At 73.0% G+C, this 16,020-nt stretch carries 12 protein-coding genes and 1 pseudogene; 7 read left to right on the top strand and 6 right to left on the bottom strand.

Translation table 11 applies throughout. The annotated features are described in order from the left end of the window. The first annotated feature begins 218 nt into the window (after positions 1-218). Positions 219-752, top strand: a complete 534-nt coding sequence (locus OG344_RS24105; RefSeq protein ID WP_405085020.1) for an RNA 2'-phosphotransferase — start codon at positions 219-221, stop codon at positions 750-752. Between the two features lie 96 nt (positions 753-848). Further along, positions 849-1,730 carry a hypothetical protein gene (locus OG344_RS24110; RefSeq protein WP_405085021.1) on the top strand — a complete coding sequence of 294 codons (882 nt, stop codon included), beginning with the start codon at positions 849-851 and terminating at the stop codon, positions 1,728-1,730. A gap of 99 nt (positions 1,731-1,829) precedes the next feature. On the opposite strand, the gene OG344_RS24115 is transcribed toward OG344_RS24110, so the two are convergent. Further along, positions 1,830-3,422, bottom strand: coding sequence for a CocE/NonD family hydrolase (locus OG344_RS24115; RefSeq protein WP_405085022.1), 1,593 nt, complete (start codon positions 3,420-3,422; stop codon positions 1,830-1,832). Positions 3,423-3,578: 156 nt separating this feature from the next. Here OG344_RS24115 and OG344_RS24120 point away from each other — a divergent pair, with 156 nt between their 5' ends. Beyond that, positions 3,579-3,956: an MmcQ/YjbR family DNA-binding protein gene (locus tag OG344_RS24120; protein ID WP_405085023.1), complete on the top strand. Its 378-nt coding sequence runs from the start codon at positions 3,579-3,581 to the stop codon at positions 3,954-3,956. Positions 3,957-4,051: 95 nt separating this feature from the next. Here OG344_RS24120 and OG344_RS24125 read toward each other — a convergent pair whose 3' ends face one another. The 3 genes from OG344_RS24125 to OG344_RS24135 form a co-directional block, all read right to left on the bottom strand. Continuing rightward, complete coding sequence (locus tag OG344_RS24125) at positions 4,052-6,868, bottom strand: FAD-binding and (Fe-S)-binding domain-containing protein (RefSeq protein ID WP_405085024.1); 2,817 nt, start codon at positions 6,866-6,868, stop codon at positions 4,052-4,054. A gap of 86 nt (positions 6,869-6,954) precedes the next feature. Then, positions 6,955-7,968 carry a zinc-binding dehydrogenase gene (locus OG344_RS24130; RefSeq protein WP_405085025.1) on the bottom strand — a complete coding sequence of 338 codons (1,014 nt, stop codon included), beginning with the start codon at positions 7,966-7,968 and terminating at the stop codon, positions 6,955-6,957. 9 nt (positions 7,969-7,977) lie between these two features. Further along, positions 7,978-8,895, bottom strand: coding sequence for an SMP-30/gluconolactonase/LRE family protein (locus tag OG344_RS24135; protein WP_405085026.1), 918 nt, complete (start codon positions 8,893-8,895; stop codon positions 7,978-7,980). 159 nt (positions 8,896-9,054) lie between these two features. Between OG344_RS24135 and OG344_RS24140 the strand changes: the two genes are divergently transcribed. After that, positions 9,055-10,767, top strand: coding sequence for an IlvD/Edd family dehydratase (locus tag OG344_RS24140; protein ID WP_405085027.1), 1,713 nt, complete (start codon positions 9,055-9,057; stop codon positions 10,765-10,767). Between the two features lie 34 nt (positions 10,768-10,801). On the opposite strand, the gene OG344_RS24145 is transcribed toward OG344_RS24140, so the two are convergent. Together OG344_RS24145 and OG344_RS24150 are read right to left on the bottom strand one after the other, a co-directional pair. Further along, entirely contained in the window at positions 10,802-11,953 is a 1,152-nt protein-coding gene (locus OG344_RS24145) for a glutathione-independent formaldehyde dehydrogenase (protein WP_405085028.1), read from the bottom strand. 209 nt (positions 11,954-12,162) lie between these two features. Continuing rightward, complete coding sequence (locus OG344_RS24150) at positions 12,163-13,302, bottom strand: sensor histidine kinase (RefSeq protein ID WP_405085029.1); 1,140 nt, start codon at positions 13,300-13,302, stop codon at positions 12,163-12,165. Positions 13,303-13,409: 107 nt separating this feature from the next. Between OG344_RS24150 and OG344_RS24155 the strand changes: the two genes are divergently transcribed. The 3 genes and pseudogenes from OG344_RS24155 to OG344_RS24165 form a co-directional block, all read left to right on the top strand. Then, entirely contained in the window at positions 13,410-14,240 is an 831-nt protein-coding gene (locus OG344_RS24155) for a TetR family transcriptional regulator (protein WP_405085030.1), read from the top strand. Position 14,241: 1 nt separating this feature from the next. Continuing rightward, positions 14,242-15,513 carry a cytochrome P450 gene (locus OG344_RS24160; RefSeq protein WP_327045565.1) on the top strand — a complete coding sequence of 424 codons (1,272 nt, stop codon included), beginning with the start codon at positions 14,242-14,244 and terminating at the stop codon, positions 15,511-15,513. Between the two features lie 68 nt (positions 15,514-15,581). Beyond that, positions 15,582-15,971: pseudogene (locus OG344_RS24165) on the top strand (AraC family ligand binding domain-containing protein); the annotation flags it as partial. Positions 15,972-16,020 lie beyond the last annotated feature (49 nt).

Genomic DNA, 16,020 nt, shown 5'->3' on the forward strand with positions numbered 1-16,020 from the left:
AACCGGATTGCCCGCAAGGGCGCCTGTCTAGTCTTCCCGCTTTCCTCGCGCTCCGGCCCGGTGAGGCCATTCGGAGGCTTCCTTCTCCTCCTGGTTCGATTCCAGGTGGGCCCGTCGACGGGCCTGCCGGCACATCCAGCCTCCGAGCCCTCCTCACCGGCCGTCCGGCCGGTCCCCGCGGCGTTCAGCGGGCTCGTCAAGGACACCGGGAGAGGCTGATGGACGAACGCAGGCTGGTGCGGGTCTCGAAGTACCTGGCCAAGCATCTGCGCCACGAACCCGAGCGGATCGGCATCGGACTGGACGCGCACGGCTGGGTCGCCGTCGACACGTTGCTGACGGCGGCGGCCGCGCACGGGTTCCCGATCTCGCGTGCCGAGCTGGAGCAGGTGGTCGCCGACAACGACAAGCGGCGGTACGTGATCGACGGCGAGCGGATCCGGGCCAGTCAGGGGCACTCGGTGGCCGTCGACCTCGACCTCCCGGTGGCCGAGCCGCCCCCGATCCTCTATCACGGCACGGTCGCCCGGAACGTTGAGGCGATCCGTGAGGAGGGCCTGCGGCCGATGGAACGTCACCACGTCCACCTGTCGCCGGACCGGGAGACCGCCACCTGCGTCGGCGAGCGCAGGGGCACGCCGGTCGTCCTCGTCGTGGACGCGGCGGCGATGCACGCGGCCGGGCACCAGTTCCGGTTGAGCGCCAACGGCGTCTGGCTGGTCGACCACGTCCCCCCGGCCTACCTCCGATAGCCGGCCTTACGGTCGGCATTCATCGATTGTAACTGTTTGATAACTATCAGTAATAACGATCAATGTCGACCTTCGGCACGCTCCTATGGTCACTCCATGCTTACGATTGAACACGAAGCGGTGATACGACTGTTCCAGGAACGGCCCGATCTGGCCGCCGGACTCCTGGCCCGCTCCCTTGACGTACAGCTCCCAGAGTTCGACTACGCCGCGGTGGAGTCGGCCGACCTCACCGAGGTCACACCCGCCTCTCGTCACGCCGACTCGGTCATCGTGTTCCGGCGCAAGCGTCCGGGCGCCGACCCCGAGCCGGTCGTCGCCGTGATCGTTGAGGTGCAGCGGGGCCGCGATCCCGGCAAGCTCTGGTCCTGGCCGATGTACCTCGTCAGTCTGCGCACGCGCCTGGAATGCCCGGTCATGCTGCTGGTGATCTGCCCGGAGGCGGCCGTCGCCCGGTGGTGCTCCCGGCCGATCGACCTCGGCCACCCCGGGCTGGTGCTGACGCCGCTGGTCGCGGGCCCCGACGAAGTCCCCGTCATCACCGATCCCGGCCAGGCGGCCGACGACATCGAACTGGCGATGCTGTCGGTGATTCACCACGCCACCACGCCGCAGGGCCCCGATATCCTCAACGCGCTGTTCGCCGCGCTGCACAATCTCGACCGTGACCAGGGGGGTATGTATGCTGACATGGTGCGTGCGGCGCTCCCCCGAGAGATCTGGGATCACTTGGAGAGGCACATGAAGACAGAGAGCTACGAATACCTCAGCGACTGGGCCCGCGAGAACATCGCCAAGGGCCAGACCGAGGGCAAGACCGAGGCGATCCTGACCGTGCTGGCCGCCCGCGGGATCGAGGTGCCCGACGAGCTCAACGACAAGATCAGGAAGTGTCGTGACCTCGACCGGCTGGACGCGTGGATCCGCGCCGCCGCCACGGTCCAGTCCGCGGATGCCCTCCTGCATGACGAGCTCTGACCAGAACCGTCCGCTGAACGCCGAATCGCCTGCTGAAAGCGGTGGTGATTCGGCGTTCGGACGCGTCCCACCGGGAAGACGGCGAGCCCGCGGAGCCGCTCAGCGGGGGATGATCGGGAGGGTGACGTACGAGTCGGGGTGGACCTTCTGGTGCTGGACGACCAGGTCCGCCTCGCCGCTGTCGGTGCGGCCGGTGCCGGGGTTGCGGTCGAAGCGGGGGAAGTTGGAGCTGGATATCTCCACCCTGATGCGGTGGCCCGCCTTGAAGACCTGGCTGGTGGCGACGAGATCGATGACGAACGTCCCGGACGGCACGCGAACGCGGACGATGCCGTCGATCACGCTCATCGCCCGGCCGTCCGGATGGACGTCGACGAGCTTGGCCGTCCAGTCGGTCGAGGCGGCCGAGGTCTCCGCGTGGAGGGTCACCGACACCGGACCGGTCACCTCGACGTCGGAGGCGAGCACCTCCGACGAGTAACAGAGCACGTCCGGCCGACGTTCCACGTCCCGCTGGTCCTGGGGACCGACGTTGGTGGGATCGGCCAGCAGGGTCGGGCCGCCGACGGTCGGAACGGGGTCGCGCGGGTCGAAGACGAAGACGGCCGGTTCCGCCGCCGAGGGCGGCTCGGGGGAGAGCAGGCCGTCCGCGTGCAGGTAGTGGGGGGTGCCGACGGCGCGCTCCAGCGGCCAGGCCTCCTCGTCCCGCCAGACGTCGTCGCCCATCACGAAGATCCGCACCGCCGGGCCGTCGTCCTTGCCCAGGAGGAAGGCCAGCTGCCGTTCCTCCAGGCCGATCGCCTGCGCCGACGCGGCCGCGCCGAAGAACAGCCGCCCGCTTCCGGTGGCGCCCGGCGCGAGATGGGACCACGGCCCGATGACCAGCGGGCCGCCCAGACGGCGGTGGTTCTCCAGAGTCCCCGCGAGGAACAGGTCGAACCAGCCCGCCACATGCATCACCGGCACTTCGACGCGGTCGTGCCGCAGCGTCTCGGCCAGGTCCTCCCAGTACGCGTCGCGCGTCACGTGTGAGGTCCAGTCGCGCCACCACGGAATGCCCGGGACGTCGCCGACGGGCAGGGTGCGTACGGCGGTCTCCTGGTCGGCCAGGACGCGCAGCACCTCACCGAGGGCCGCGCCGGCGTCCTCGCCCGCCTCTGCGGCGTGCAGCAGGCCGAGCATCGCCTGGAACGCCCCCCAGTTCAGGGCCGACCCCAGCGCGAAGGCTCCGCCGTGATACTTCAGGCCGTCGTGGAAGTCGTGCGGCGTCATCGCCGCGACCACCGCCTTCAGCCCGGGCGGACGGGTGGCCGCCGCCTGCAACGCGCACCCGGCGAGATAGGACATGCCGCTCATCACGACCTCGCCGTTCGACCAGGGCCGCGAGGTGATCCAGGCGATCGTGTCGTGGCCGTCGGCGCCCTCGTCCAGCCACGGCCGGAACTCGCCGTCGCTGGTGCCCCGCCCCCGGCAGTGCTGCAGCACGACCGCGAACCCGGCCCGCAGCGCCGGCAGCACCGGCTCCGTACGCAGCGAGTCCTCGCCGTACGGCGTGCGCACGAGCAGCGCCGGGAACGGCCCGCCGTCGGCCGGGCGATGGACGGAGCCGCGCAGGACGGTGCCGTCGCGCATCGGCATGGGGGTGTCGTGCTCGACGACGACCGGCAGCGGGGGGCGGTTGAGCTTCGGCATGCGGAGTCCTCGGGTCAGGGCGTGGTCCGTCCACCGGACAGTACGCCGAACCCCGGCACGCGCGTCACGGTCCGGCACGGCCATACTGGGGCGGCCATACTGGGGCGGTACGGGCGCCTGCCGGGGCGGCCCGGCGAGGGAGAGAGGACGGGCGCGGTGGGCGACGAGAACGCGGTGGCGCGGCTCCGGGAGATCTGCCTGTCCCTGCCGGAGGCGGTGGAGAAGCCGTTCGGCGGCCACACCGCGCCGTCGTTCCGGATCGGCGACAAGCTCTTCGCCATGACCAGCGAGGACGGGCGGTCCCTCACCTTCAAGGCGGGCCCGGGGGTGCAGCAGGCCCTCGTGGCCTCGGACCCCGAGCGCTTCTTCGTCCCTCCGTACGTCGGCCCGAAGGGCTGGGTGGGCGCGCGCCTCGACGCCGCACAGGACTGGGCGGAGATCGCCGAACTCGTCGAGGACAGCTATCGGATGATCGCGCCGAAGCGGCTGCTCGGGCAGCTCGACCGGCGCCGGGCCGGTGACGCCGAGAACTGAGGCCCGCGTCAAACCCGCATGCGCTGCCGAACCCCCAGGCCGCCGGGCACTGCCGGACGCGCCGGGTGCGGCCGGCCACCCCGGGTCTGCGAGGCTCAGCGGGTGACCTGGTCGAGCAGTTCGAGCAGGTGGTGATAAGTCTTGCCGGTGGCGCGGGTGAGGCCGATCTCGCACGTGCGGTTGACCGACGCGTGGGCGTCGAAGCCGCCCTCGGCCACCGAGGCGGCCTCGGCGCGGGTGGCGGACGCGGTCAGTTCCGGGTGCAGCAGGCCGCGGTCGCCCGCGAAGGCGCAGCACTGCCATCCCTCCGGCACGACGACTTCGTCCGCGACGGCCGCGGCGATCTTCGCGACGGCGGCGTCGAGGCCGAGGCGGGTGGAGGAGCAGGTCGGATGCAGGGCCAGCGACGCCCGCTTCCGGCCCTCCGGAGGCTCGGGCAGGCGGGGCAGGACGTGCTCGCCCACGAAGGTCACGGCGTCGACCACCCGGACGGCGGGAGCCGCCGCGGCGACCAGGCGTTCGAACCCCTCGGTGCAGGAGGCGGCGTCGCTGATCACCGGGAGGCGGCCGCCCTCGGTGGCGGCCAGCAGGGCCTTCCGCACCCGCTCGCGCATCACCTCGTAGCCCTCCGTGAACCCCTTGGACGACCACGGCGTGCCGCAGCACAGGCTCTGGACGCCCTCCGGCACGCGCAGCCGCAGACCGGCCCGTACGGCGAGTCGGAAGACCGCGGCCATGACTCCCGGACCGCCGTCGGCGGGGGCGAACATCGTGTTCAGGCACGACGGCACGTACACCGCGTCGGCCCGCTCCGCGGATGCGGCCCGCCGGGGGACGCCGCCGCGCGGCAGGTCGCGGCTCCACTGGGGGATCGTGTCGGGGTCGCCGGCCGCGCGGGCCGCCCGGCTCGCCCGCTCGGCGAGCCCGGCCGGGGCCGCCGCGGCGGCGTCCATGGCGAGGTCCATGGCCCGGGTCACCGCTCCCCAGTGCCGGGCGGCGGACGTCCAGCCTGCCTGCGCCGCGCGTCCATGGCGCTCGGCCCGCAGCCGCTTGGTGAGGTCGCCCGTGTTGATCAGTACGGGGCAGGCGGTGGCGCACATGCCGTCCACCGCGCAGGTGTCGACGGCGTCGTAGTCGTACTCCCGCTCCAGTCGCAGCGCGAGCGCCTCGTCGCCCGCCGCCCGGGCGGCGGCGATCTCGCGGCGCAGCACGATCCGCTGGCGCGGGGTCGTGGTGAGGTCGCGGCTCGGGCACACCGGCTCGCAGTAGCCGCACTCCACGCAGCGGTCCACCTCGGGCTCGACGGCGACGACGGGCTTGAGGTCGCGCAGGTGCGCCCGCGGGTCGTCGGTGAGCACGACGCCCGGGTTGAGCGTGCCGCCGGGGTCGCAGAGCCGCTTGACCTCCCGCATGACCTCGTACAGCTCGTCGCCGTACTGGCGGCGGACGAAGGGGGCCATGACCCGCCCGGTGCCGTGCTCCGCCTTGAGCGTGCCGCCGCGATCGAGCACGGCGCCGACCATCTCCTCGGTGAACTCGGCGTACCGCTCCGGATCGGCGCCGAAGCGCTCGTTGAGCATGAAGTGCAGGTTGCCGTCCTTGGCGTGGCCGAAGATCACGCTGCGCTCGTACCGGTGCCGGGCGAACAGCCCGGCGAGGTCGTCGCAGAGGTCGGCGAGGACGGGCACCGGGACGGCCACGTCCTCCAGCAGCGCCGTCGTGCCGCTGGGCCGGGCCCCGGCGACCGCGGCGTACAGTCCCTTGCGGATGCGCCACAGGGCCGCACGTCCGGCGGCGTCCCCGCTCAGCCGGGCCGGGGCGGCGAGGTCCAGTCGGGCGAAGACCTCCGCGGCCTCCCGCTCGCGGCCGGCGAGCACCTCGGGCACGGACTCCTGCCACTCGACCAGGAGCGCGGCGTGGTCGCGCACCTCCAGCGCGCGCAGCACGCCGTCGGCGCCCGGATCGGTCCGCGCGACCCGCAGCGACTCGGCGTCCAGCAGCTCGACGGCGGCGGGACCCGCCGCGACGATCTCCGGCACCGCCGCCATCGCCGCCCGCAGGGTCGGGAAGACGACCAGGCCGGTCGCGGCGAGCCGGTGCGCCGGCACCGTACGCAGGACGGCCCGGGCGACGAACGCGAGCGTGCCCTCGCTGCCCACGACGAGGCGGGCGAGGATCTGGGCGGGGGAGTCGTGGTCGAGGAAGCTGTTGAGGCCGTAGCCCATGGTGTTCTTGAGGGCGAACTGCGCCGTGAGCCTCCGCACCGACTCCGGGTCGCCGCGGACGCGGTCGCGCAGCCGTTCCAGGCCCTCGGCGAGCGCGGGCTCCAGGGCGCGCAGCCGCGCGTCGGCGTCGGGCGCGCCGGTGTCGACGACGGTCCCGCTCGCCAGCACGAGGACCATCGACTCCAGCGTCCGGTAGGTGTTGGCGTGGGTGCCGCAGGTCATCCCGCTGGAGTTGTTGGCGACGACCCCGCCGATCGTGCACGCCGCCTCGCTGGCCGGGTCGGGCCCGAGCCTGCGGCCGTACGCCGCGAGCCGGGCGTTGACCTGCCGCAGCACGGCGCCGGGCTGCACCCGCACGCGGGCGCCGTCGTCCAGCACCTCGATGTCCCGGAAGTGCCTGCGGGTGTCGACGAGCAGGTGCTCGCTCACGCCCTGCCCGCTCAGGCTGGTGCCGCCGGACCGGAAGGTCAGCGGCAGGCCGGTCCGCAGCAGCGCCGCGACCTGCTCGGCGTTCTCGGGCACCAGCACCGCCTGCGGAGTCAGCAGGTAGTGCGAGGCGTCGTGCGCCATGCCGAGCCGGTCGCTCGCCCGCGCACGGGTGATCCCCGGGACGGCCGCCTCCACCGCCGCGAGGGCGGCGGGGTCCGGCGGCGCCAGCCGGCGCGCTCCGGCATCGCTAGGGCTCATCGGAATCCCTCCGTGGACACCCCCGCCTTCGGGCGGGGCAGAGATCGTGCTCGCTGCGGAGCGGAGTCGGTGGGCGAGCGCCTCCGCTATCGCCGCGGATCAATGTGGATCTTGGGGCCCGGCCCGGCGCCCGCCGGGCGTCGTCCCGCCAGCACCTCGGCGGCGTCGCCGAGCCCGACGGTGGCCGCCACGAGTGGATGGGCGTCGACCGATCCGTCCGCGTACGCCTCGATCGTTCCGGCCAGCCCGCCCGAGCCGCTGAGCACGCCGACGGCGGTGACGTCCTTGAACACGAGGTCGCGGGTGTCGACGCGGCTGGGGGAGGCCGCGATTCCGATATACACTACCCGGCCCGCGGGCCTGACCAGGTCGAGCGCGAGCGCCGGAAGGTCCGCCGCGTTGGACGCGTCGACCACCGAGTCCCACGGGTGCGACGGGAGTGACGGACGAGTCCAGACGTTCGCGAAGCCGAGTTCGTGGGGGAGCCGCAGCGCGGGCTCGTCGCGGCCCAGCAGGTGCACCTCGGCCCCCCGCGCCCGCGCGAGCAGCGCGACGAGGAGCCCGATCGTGCCGGTGCCCAGCACCAGCAGCCGGTCGCCGGGCCCTGCGGCGGCCGCCCGTACGGCGCGCAGGGAGTTGGCGCCGGGCTCGACGAGCGCGCCGAGCGTCGCGTCGATCGTCTCCGGCAGCGCGTGCAGGGCCGAGGCCGGTACGGCGAGCCGTTCGGCCAGCCCCCCGGGGAAGCCCATGCGGATCCCGATCTCGGCCCGGTCGGGACAGACGTGGCTCACACCGGTCCGGCAGAAGCGGCAGTGGCCACAGCCGAGCATCGTGTCGCCGGTGACGCGGCGACCCAGCCAGCCGGGGTCGACGCCCTCCCCGAGCGCCGTGACGACCCCGCACCACTCGTGCCCCGGGCGCAGCGGATACCAGGCCTGGCCGGAGTGGAGATAGCTCATCGCGCCGCTGAACAGTTCCAGGTCGGTGCCGCAGACGCCGGCCCGCTCGACGTCGACGACCACCTGACCGGGCGCGGCGACCGGTGGTTCGACGTCGCGGACCTCGGCCGCGCCGGGTCCCATGATGACCAGTGCCCGCATGACGGAGCCTCACGATCCGGAAGGGGTGGCGGGCGGCTCCCAGTAGGGTGCCGGAACGCCGCGTACGCCGACCCTGGCGGTGAACAGGTGCCCCGAGCCGGGATGCTCGGCCAGGTCCCGGGGTGACATGCCCTCGGTGGCCGTGGTGATCACCAGGATGTCGAGATCCGGCCCCGCGAAGGCCGGGCAGGTGGGCTTCGGAGCGCCGACCTCGACCACGGCGAGCAGGCGGCCCGCCGGGTCGCGGCACTCGACCCGCCCGCCGCCGAAAACGGCGATCCACAGGTTGCCCTCGGCGTCGGCGCACATCCCGTCGGGCAGCGTGCCGGGCGGCAAGTCGTCCAGCGTGAACAGCTCCCGTCTCGGCCCGGTCCGGCCGGTGGCCGGATCGTAGTCGCGCGCCCACACCACCCGGGGCACGCTGTCGACGCTGTAGAGGCGGTCGCCGGAGGGACTCCAGGCGAGGCCGTTCGACAGGGTCAGGTCCTCGTCGAGGTGGACACAGGCCGTGCCGTCGAGCCGGGCCAGCACCTCCCGGCCCTTCCGGTCGTCGAGGGCCATGCTGCCGACCAGGAAACGCCCGGCCGGGTCGACGGCGCCGTCGTTGAGCCTGCTCCGTACGCCGGGGGGCAGCACCCGGGCGAGTTCGGTGCGCCGTCCGGTGACGCCGACCCTGGTGAGGACCGCCTGTTCGGCGACGACGAGGTCGCCCCCGGCGGAGACGGCGACCGCGCCCACCGTGCCCTCGAAGGTGTGCGGCGTCGCGGCCTCGATCATGCCGGTCGCGGGATCGAGCCGCCCCTCGTGTACGGCGCCCGCGTCGATGTCCACCCACAGCAGGCGCTCCCGGGCGGGATCCCACACGGGACCCTCGCCGAGGGCGTAGACGTCCCGGCCGGCCTGGCTCGCGGTGAACCACATGGTCATATTTCCGGATATTAGGGTGCCTCAGGTTACATTTGCGACTGGCAGAAAAGTGGATCACTCGCCTCTTCCGGGACAAGCGAGGCGTGGGTTAGCCTCGCAGAGTCTCTGACCCCTGTCTCTGACATCTGTCTCTGACCTCCCGAGGAACCTGGGTGCCGCATGGGGACGCGAAGCGCCGAGTGGTACGGCGGAGCCGGCCGCAACTCCTACATCCACCGCGCGTGGATGCGGCGCGGGCTGCCGGCCCACGCCTTCGACGGGCGGCCGCACATCGCGATCGCCAACACCGCGTCGGACCTCACCCCCTGCAACGCGCACCTCGACGAGGTCGCCGAGCACGTCAAGCGCGGCGTGTGGGAGGCGGGCGGCGTCCCGCTGAACCTGCCGGTGGTCTCGCTGGGGGAGACGCAGGTGCGTCCCACCGCCATGCTGTGGCGCAACATGGCCGCGATGGCCGCCGAGGAGCTGCTGCGGGCCAACCCGATCGACGGGGTCGTGCTGCTCGGCGGGTGCGACAAGACGATCCCCGCGCTGCTGATGGCCGCGGCGTCGGTGGACCTGCCCGCGATCGTCGTGCCGGGCGGGCCCATGCTCACCGGCCACTTCCGCGGCGTCCCGCTCGGCTGCGGTACGGACGTGTGGAAGCTCAGCGAGGAGGTCCGGGCCGGGACGCTGACCGAGGCCGAGTTCATGCGCTCGGAGTCGTCGATGATCCGCAGCAGGGGCCACTGCAACACGATGGGCACGGCCTCCACGATGGGGCTGCTCGCCGAGGTGCTCGGCATGACCCTGCCCGGCGTCGCCGGCACGCCGGCCGCCGACAGCCGGCTGCTGGAGGCCGCCCACGCCAGCGGCTCGCTCGCCGTGGAGATGGTCGCCGCCGACCGCCGCCCCAGCACGGTGCTGACCCGCGGGTCCTTCCTCAACGCCGTCGTCGCGCTCGCCGTGCTCGGCGGGTCCACCAACGCCGTCGTCCACCTGCTCGCGATCGCCGGGCGTCTCGGGGTGGAGCTCACCCAGGACGACTTCGACCGTACGGGGTCGGGGGTGCCGCTGCTGGTGGACCTGCTGCCCGCCGGGCGGTTCCTCATGGACGACCTGCACCGCGCCGGGGGCCTGCACGCCGTCCTCCGCGAGGTCCGCGACCTGCTCGACCCGGAGGCGATCACCGTCACCGGCCGCCCCCTGGTCGACTGGCTCGGCGCCGCGCGCATCCACGACCCCGAGGTCATCCGGCCGCGAGAGACGCCGCTGCTGGAGAACGCCGGGATCGCCGTGCTGTACGGCGACCTCGCCCCCGGCGGCGCGGTGATCAAGCCGGCCGCCGCCTCGCCGCACCTGCTGCGGCATCGCGGGCCCGCCGTCGTGTTCGACTCCGTGGAGGACTTCCACGCGCGGATCGACGACCCGGACCTCGACGTCACGCCCGACTCGGTGCTCGTCCTGCGCGGGTGCGGGCCCCGGGGCTACCCCGGCATGCCGGAGGTCGCCAACATGCCGCTGCCCGCGAAGCTGCTCGCCCAGGGCATACGCGACATGGTCCGCGTCTGCGACGGGCGGATGAGCGGCACCGCCTACGGCACGGTCGTGCTGCACGTCGCGCCCGAGGCGGCCGCGGGCGGCCCGCTCGGCCTCGTCCGCGACGGCGACATGATCGTCCTCGACGTCGACGCCCGCAGGCTCGACGTCGAGGTCCCGGCGGAGGAGTGGGCCGCCCGCGAGCCATCCCCGGCGATGACCCGGGCCTTCGCCGCCCCGAGCCGCGGCTGGGAGCGGTTGTACGTCGAGACGGTCGGCCAGGCGAACACCGGCGCCGACCTGGGCTTCCTCACCGGCTCCAGCGGCCACCCGGTGCCACGCGACTCGCACTGACCCGCCAAGGCCGGCCCGTGAGCACAGACGGGCGTCAGCCGGGCTTGCCGGGGTGCAGCACGACCTTGGTCCAGCCCGGGTCCCGCGCGTCGAAGCGCGCGTACGCCTCGGGCGCGTCGTCGAGGTCCAGGTCGTGCGAGACGATCCAGGACGGCCGGGCGCCGACCTCGTGGATGAGGGCGCACAACTGCCGGTTGTAGGTCTTGACGTTGCACTGGCCGGTGCTCATCGTCTGCCCCTTCGACCAGAAGGTGCCGTAGTCGATCGCCACCGATCCCCGCCGGTAGAGGGCGTCGCCGCCGCTGGGGTCGGTCGGGACGAACAGCCCCACGACGGCGATGCATCCGGTGAACTTCACCGACTTCACCAGGTTGTTGAGGGTCATGCTGGGACGCTCGGAGCCCTCCGCGTCGTGCGCCTGGAAGCCCACGCACTCGCACCCCCGGTCGGCGCCCGCACCCTCGGTGAGCTCCAGGACCTGCTCCACCGGGGACGACACGGAGTCGTCGATCGCGATCGCGCCGATCTCCTCGGCCTTGGCCAGCCGGTCCGGATGATGGTCGATCACCATCACGCCGCTCGCATTCCTGAGGAGGGCGGAGTAGGCGGCCATCAGGCCGACCGGCCCCGCGCCGTAGACCACGACGGTGTCGCCCGGCTGCACTCTGGCCAGCACGGTCGCGTGCCAGCCGGTGGGCCACACGTCGGCGAGCATGACGTAGTCGTTCTGCCTCTCCCGCGCGTCCTCGGGCAGCACGAGACAGTTGAAGTCGCCGTACGGCACGCGCAGCAGTTCGGCCTGGCCGCCCTGGTAGGGTCCCATGCCGGCGTAGCCGTACGCGGCGCCGGCCCGGCCCGGCTCGGGGTTGGTGGTCAGGCAGAAGGCCGTCAGGCCGTTCTCGCAGTTGGCGCAGAAGCCGCACGAGACGTTGAACGGCATGCAGACCATGTCGCCGACCCTGACCCGGTCGACGGCCGCGCCGACCTCGACCACCTCGCCGAGGTTCTCGTGACCGAGGATCCGGCCCGGCTCGAAGTCGGTGCGGCCCTCGTACATGTGCAGGTCGGAGCCGCAGATGTTGGCCGCGGTCACGCGGACGAGCACGTCGGTGTGCCGCTCCAGCCGGGCGTCCGGCACGGTGACGACACCGACCTTGCGGGGACCTTCGTAGACCACGGCTTTCATCAAGATCCTCCGTGGAAACCCCCGCCTTCAGGCGGGGGAGGAATCGGACTTCCTGCGGAGCAGGGCAGGGGCAGGCGGTTCGCCGCCTCCGTACGCGCCGGGCGGGCGCTTTCGGCCCGCGCGCCGGCGATGCGCCGGCAAGAGAAGGCGTACCCCCGCCGGACGTGCGAAAACGGTGGCCCGCACGGCCTTCGCCGACCGTGGCCGCCTCATTTGAGGGGGAGCCGCGCGGCGATCGTGAAGCCGCCCTCGGGGGTCGGCCCGGCGGAGAACCGGCCGTGGGCGAGGTGCACGCGCTCCCGGATGCCGGCCAGCCCGTACCCTCCGCCAAGGGAGGGCGCGGCGCGGACGCCGGTCCGGCCGGCGGCTCGTCCGTGCAGTGCCTCGTCAGGGGTGTCGGTCACGGAGACGGCGACCTGGTCGCCGACGGCTTCACAGGTCACCAGCACCCGGGTGGCGGGGGCGTGCTTGCGGATGTTGCTGAGACCCTCCTGCACCAGCCGGTAACACGCGTGCGAGACCTGCCTCGGCAGGCCTTCCGGGGGGACGTCGAGGCGGAGGTCGACGTGGAGGCCGGTCGCCTTCGCCTCGCCGACCAGCCGCGCGATGGCGTCGACGCCCCCGGCGAGGTCCCCCTCCTCATGCCGGAGCACGGTGAGCAGCTCACGCAGCTCGCTGAGCGCCTGCACCCCCTTGTCCTCGATCGTGGCGGTCAGCTCGCGCACCTCGCCCGGCTCGGTGGCGTCGCGCGCCATCCCGGCGCTGAGCACCATCGCGGTGACCGCGTGCGTGACGGTGTCGTGCATCTCCCTGGCGATCTTCCGGCGTTCCTCGGCCGCGGCGATCTCCTCCCGTTCGCGCACGCCGCGCCGGAGGTCCCAGACCATCCGCCGGTAGGCGTACACCCAGGTGCCGACCAGGGCGGGCAGGTAGATGAGGGTCACCGCGCGCACGACGTTGAGGTAGACGGAGCGGTCGGTGTGGGGGTCCATGTAGTCGACGACCCAGTAGACCGCCACGAGGGCCAGGGCGACGTACTGCCACCTGCGCGGGCGGTGCTCGGCCGTCATCGAGAAGGCGGCGAGGGCCATCGGCACGGTCTGCCCGGTGACGCAGGCGCAGACGGCGGAGGCGACGACGGCCGGCCACGGCGTGCGGCACCGTACGAACATCGTCGCCGCCGTCACCACCCCCACCAGGACCTCGATCCAGAACGGCGCCCTGCCCCACACGGCGAAGCTATAGCCGATCATCGACGTCGGAATGGTGAACGCCAGCACGGCGCAGGCGAGCAACGCGTCGACGACCAGTTCGTGATGCGCCGGCACAACGCCTGCTTTATCCCCCATAGTGCTATTTTGCGCTGTTTGGTGATGGTCGTCACCCCTCCTGCCGCGTCGGCCGTTCGGCACCTCCCGTCTTGACAGATTCAAATGAACGGTCTTTTAATTCATATGTGGGGCGGATCGCGGGTGTCACCGCCGCCGAGACACGTGAGCGGCTGCTGCGCGCGGCCGCCGACGTGTTCGCCCGGCGGGGGTACGACGGCACGCGCGTCGCCGACATCGCCGCGGCGGCCGGGGTGAGCAACGGCGCGCTGTACGCGCACTTCGGCTCGAAGGCCGAGTTGATCGCCGCCGCGTTGCACGCCCACGGGCCGGGGCTGCTCGCCAGGCTGCTCGCGGCCGACCCGTCCCGGCCGGTCGCGGACCTGCTCGTCGCCGTGGGCCGCAGGCTCCCGCACCGCCTCGACGCGCGTAGCTCGCTCATCGCCGAGGCGCTGGTCGCGGCCCGCCGCGACGATGACGTCGCCCGGCTCATGCGTGAGTACGTCGGAGAACGGGCCGGGTGGCTCACCGGCCTGGTGCGCGCGGCCCAGGACGACGGCGCGATCGACCCCGCGGTGTCGCCCGGCGCGCTCGCCCATCTCTGCCTGCTGCTCGCGACGGGCAGCGTGCTCGTCACGCCGGACCTGCACGGGGTCGGCGACGAGGAGTGGAGCGCCCTGCTCACCCGTCTCGTCGCCGCCCTCGCCCCCGACGGCCCTCATCCACGACCAGACCCAGGAAACACGGGGAGCGACACCATGAAGGTGCAGATCGACCCTGGCCGGTGCCAGGGGCACGGCCGCTGCTACGACCTCGCCCCCGGCCTGTTCGAGGAGGACGACGAGGGCTACGGACGGGTGCCCGGCGACGGCGCCGTGCCGCCGGGGCAGGAGCAGGCGGCCCGGCTGGCCGCGGCGAACTGCCCGGAAAGAGCGGTCGTCCTCACCGGGGAGGCGTGAGATGACCGTCGACGACCGCTTCACCGGTGGTTTCCGCAAGCAGGGGCCGCCCGCGGGCACCCGCAACGAGATCGTCACCGGGCCGGTGTCGGACTGGGCGGCCGACTTCTCGCATCTGGAGCCCGAGTGGGCCGCCGATCCGTACCCGATCCAGGACGACCTGCGGGCCCGCTGCCCGATCGCGCGCACCGACAGGTTCGGCGGCGGGTGGCTGCCGACGCGGTACGAGGACGTGGCCGCGATCGCCTACGACACCGAGCGCTTCTCCTCCCGTTCGATCATCATGAGCAACTACCGGCCGCCCGCGGAGATCGCGCCTGTGGGGGCCACCCCGCCCATCTCCTCCGACCCGCCGTTCCACCACGACGCGCGCAGGCTGCTGCTCCCGGCGTTCACCAAGAAGGCGGTGGCGAGGCGGGAGGAGGCGACGCGGGCCTTCTGCCACACGCTCGTCGACGCGCTGGAGGGCGCGGGCGTCGTGGACGCCGCCCGCGACTACGCCCAGCACATCCCGATCCGGGTGATCGCCGACATGCTCGGCTTCCCGCCCGAGGACGGGCCGCGCTTCCGCAGGTTCGTCGAAAGCGCCCTGGAGGGCGTCAACCTGCCTCCGGAGGAGCGGATGGCACGCATGGACGAGCTGTTCGACTACCTGTACGCCCAGATCCGCGACCACGTGGACAACCCGCGCGACGACCTCACCACCTATCTGGTCGAAGCCGAGCTGTACGGCCACAAGCTGCAGCCCAACCACGTCGCCGGCACGATCGCCCTGCTGCTCATCGCCGGCATCGACACGACGTGGAGCGCCATCGGCGCGTCGCTGTGGCACCTGGCGAAAACCCCGGCCGACCGCGAGCGGCTGGTCGCCGAGCCCGGTCTGCTGCCCACGGCCATGGAGGAGTTCCTCCGGGCGTACGCCCCGGTAACGATGGCCCGGCTGGTCAAGGAGGACATGAGCTGGCGCGGCGCCGAGATGCGGGCCGACGACTGGGTCCTGCTGTCGTTCCCGGCCGCCAACCGCGACCCCGGGCAGTTCGAGCGGGCCGGCGAGGTCGTCATCGACCGCGAGGTCAACCGGCACGTCGCCTTCGGCCTCGGCATCCACCGGTGCGTGGGGTCGCACCTCGCCCGGATGGAGTTGCGGGTCGCCCTGGAGGTCTGGCTGGAGCGGATCCCGGTGTTCGGCCTCGCCGACCCCGCGGCGGTGACCTGGGCCGCCGGTCAGGTGCGGGGCCCCCGCACGCTGCCGCTGCGCCTGGGCCGCACCTGACGATCGCGCCCCGCCGGCCGGGCCGGGCTCCCGCCGAGATGACCGGCGTCCGCTTGTAGCCTCACCTCGTGCGGAACGACTCACGGCGCGGGGAGACAGGGGGCGGCGGGGACCCGCGCCGGCCCCTGCCGGCCGGCGGGACCCTGCCCGGCAGCCGCCTGCGGTTCGGGCCGGGCGCGGCCGGCATCGAGCGGCTGGAGGCCTCGCTGACCAGGGAGGGGTTCGCCCCCCACCGCCACGACACCTACGCGATCGGCATGACGTTCCAAGGGGTGCAGACGTTCCGCTACCGGGGCGAGGCGCGGCACTGCCTGCCGGGAGAACTGCACGTGCTGCACCCCGACGAGACGCACGACGGCGTGGCCGGCACCGACGAGGGGTTCGGCTATCGGATCATCTACCTCGACCCGTTCCTCGTGCAGGAGGCGCTGGGCGGCGCCCCGCTGCCCTTCGTCGCCGATCCCGTGATCGGGCGGCGCGACGTCGACCCCTCGCTCGCCGCGTGCC

The sequence above is a fragment of the Microbispora sp. NBC_01389 genome, assembly GCF_045040095.1.
Classification (GTDB): Bacteria; Actinomycetota; Actinomycetes; order Streptosporangiales; family Streptosporangiaceae; genus Microbispora.

What these genes read in the sequence shown, in the direction of transcription:
- OG344_RS24105 (WP_405085020.1), top strand. Translation starts at nt 219, where the DNA reads ATGGACGAACGCAGGCTGGTGCGGGTCTCGAAGTACCTGGCCAAGCAT.
- OG344_RS24160 (WP_327045565.1), top strand. Translation starts at nt 14,242, where the DNA reads ATGACCGTCGACGACCGCTTCACCGGTGGTTTCCGCAAGCAGGGGCCG.
- OG344_RS24130 (WP_405085025.1), bottom strand. Translation starts at nt 7,968, where the DNA reads ATGCGGGCACTGGTCATCATGGGACCCGGCGCGGCCGAGGTCCGCGAC.
- OG344_RS24110 (WP_405085021.1), top strand. Translation starts at nt 849, where the DNA reads ATGCTTACGATTGAACACGAAGCGGTGATACGACTGTTCCAGGAACGG.
- OG344_RS24140 (WP_405085027.1), top strand. Translation starts at nt 9,055, where the DNA reads ATGGGGACGCGAAGCGCCGAGTGGTACGGCGGAGCCGGCCGCAACTCC.
- OG344_RS24135 (WP_405085026.1), bottom strand. Translation starts at nt 8,895, where the DNA reads ATGACCATGTGGTTCACCGCGAGCCAGGCCGGCCGGGACGTCTACGCC.
- OG344_RS24115 (WP_405085022.1), bottom strand. Translation starts at nt 3,422, where the DNA reads ATGCCGAAGCTCAACCGCCCCCCGCTGCCGGTCGTCGTCGAGCACGAC.
- OG344_RS24150 (WP_405085029.1), bottom strand. Translation starts at nt 13,302, where the DNA reads ATGGGGGATAAAGCAGGCGTTGTGCCGGCGCATCACGAACTGGTCGTC.
- OG344_RS24145 (WP_405085028.1), bottom strand. Translation starts at nt 11,953, where the DNA reads ATGAAAGCCGTGGTCTACGAAGGTCCCCGCAAGGTCGGTGTCGTCACC.
- OG344_RS24125 (WP_405085024.1), bottom strand. Translation starts at nt 6,868, where the DNA reads ATGAGCCCTAGCGATGCCGGAGCGCGCCGGCTGGCGCCGCCGGACCCC.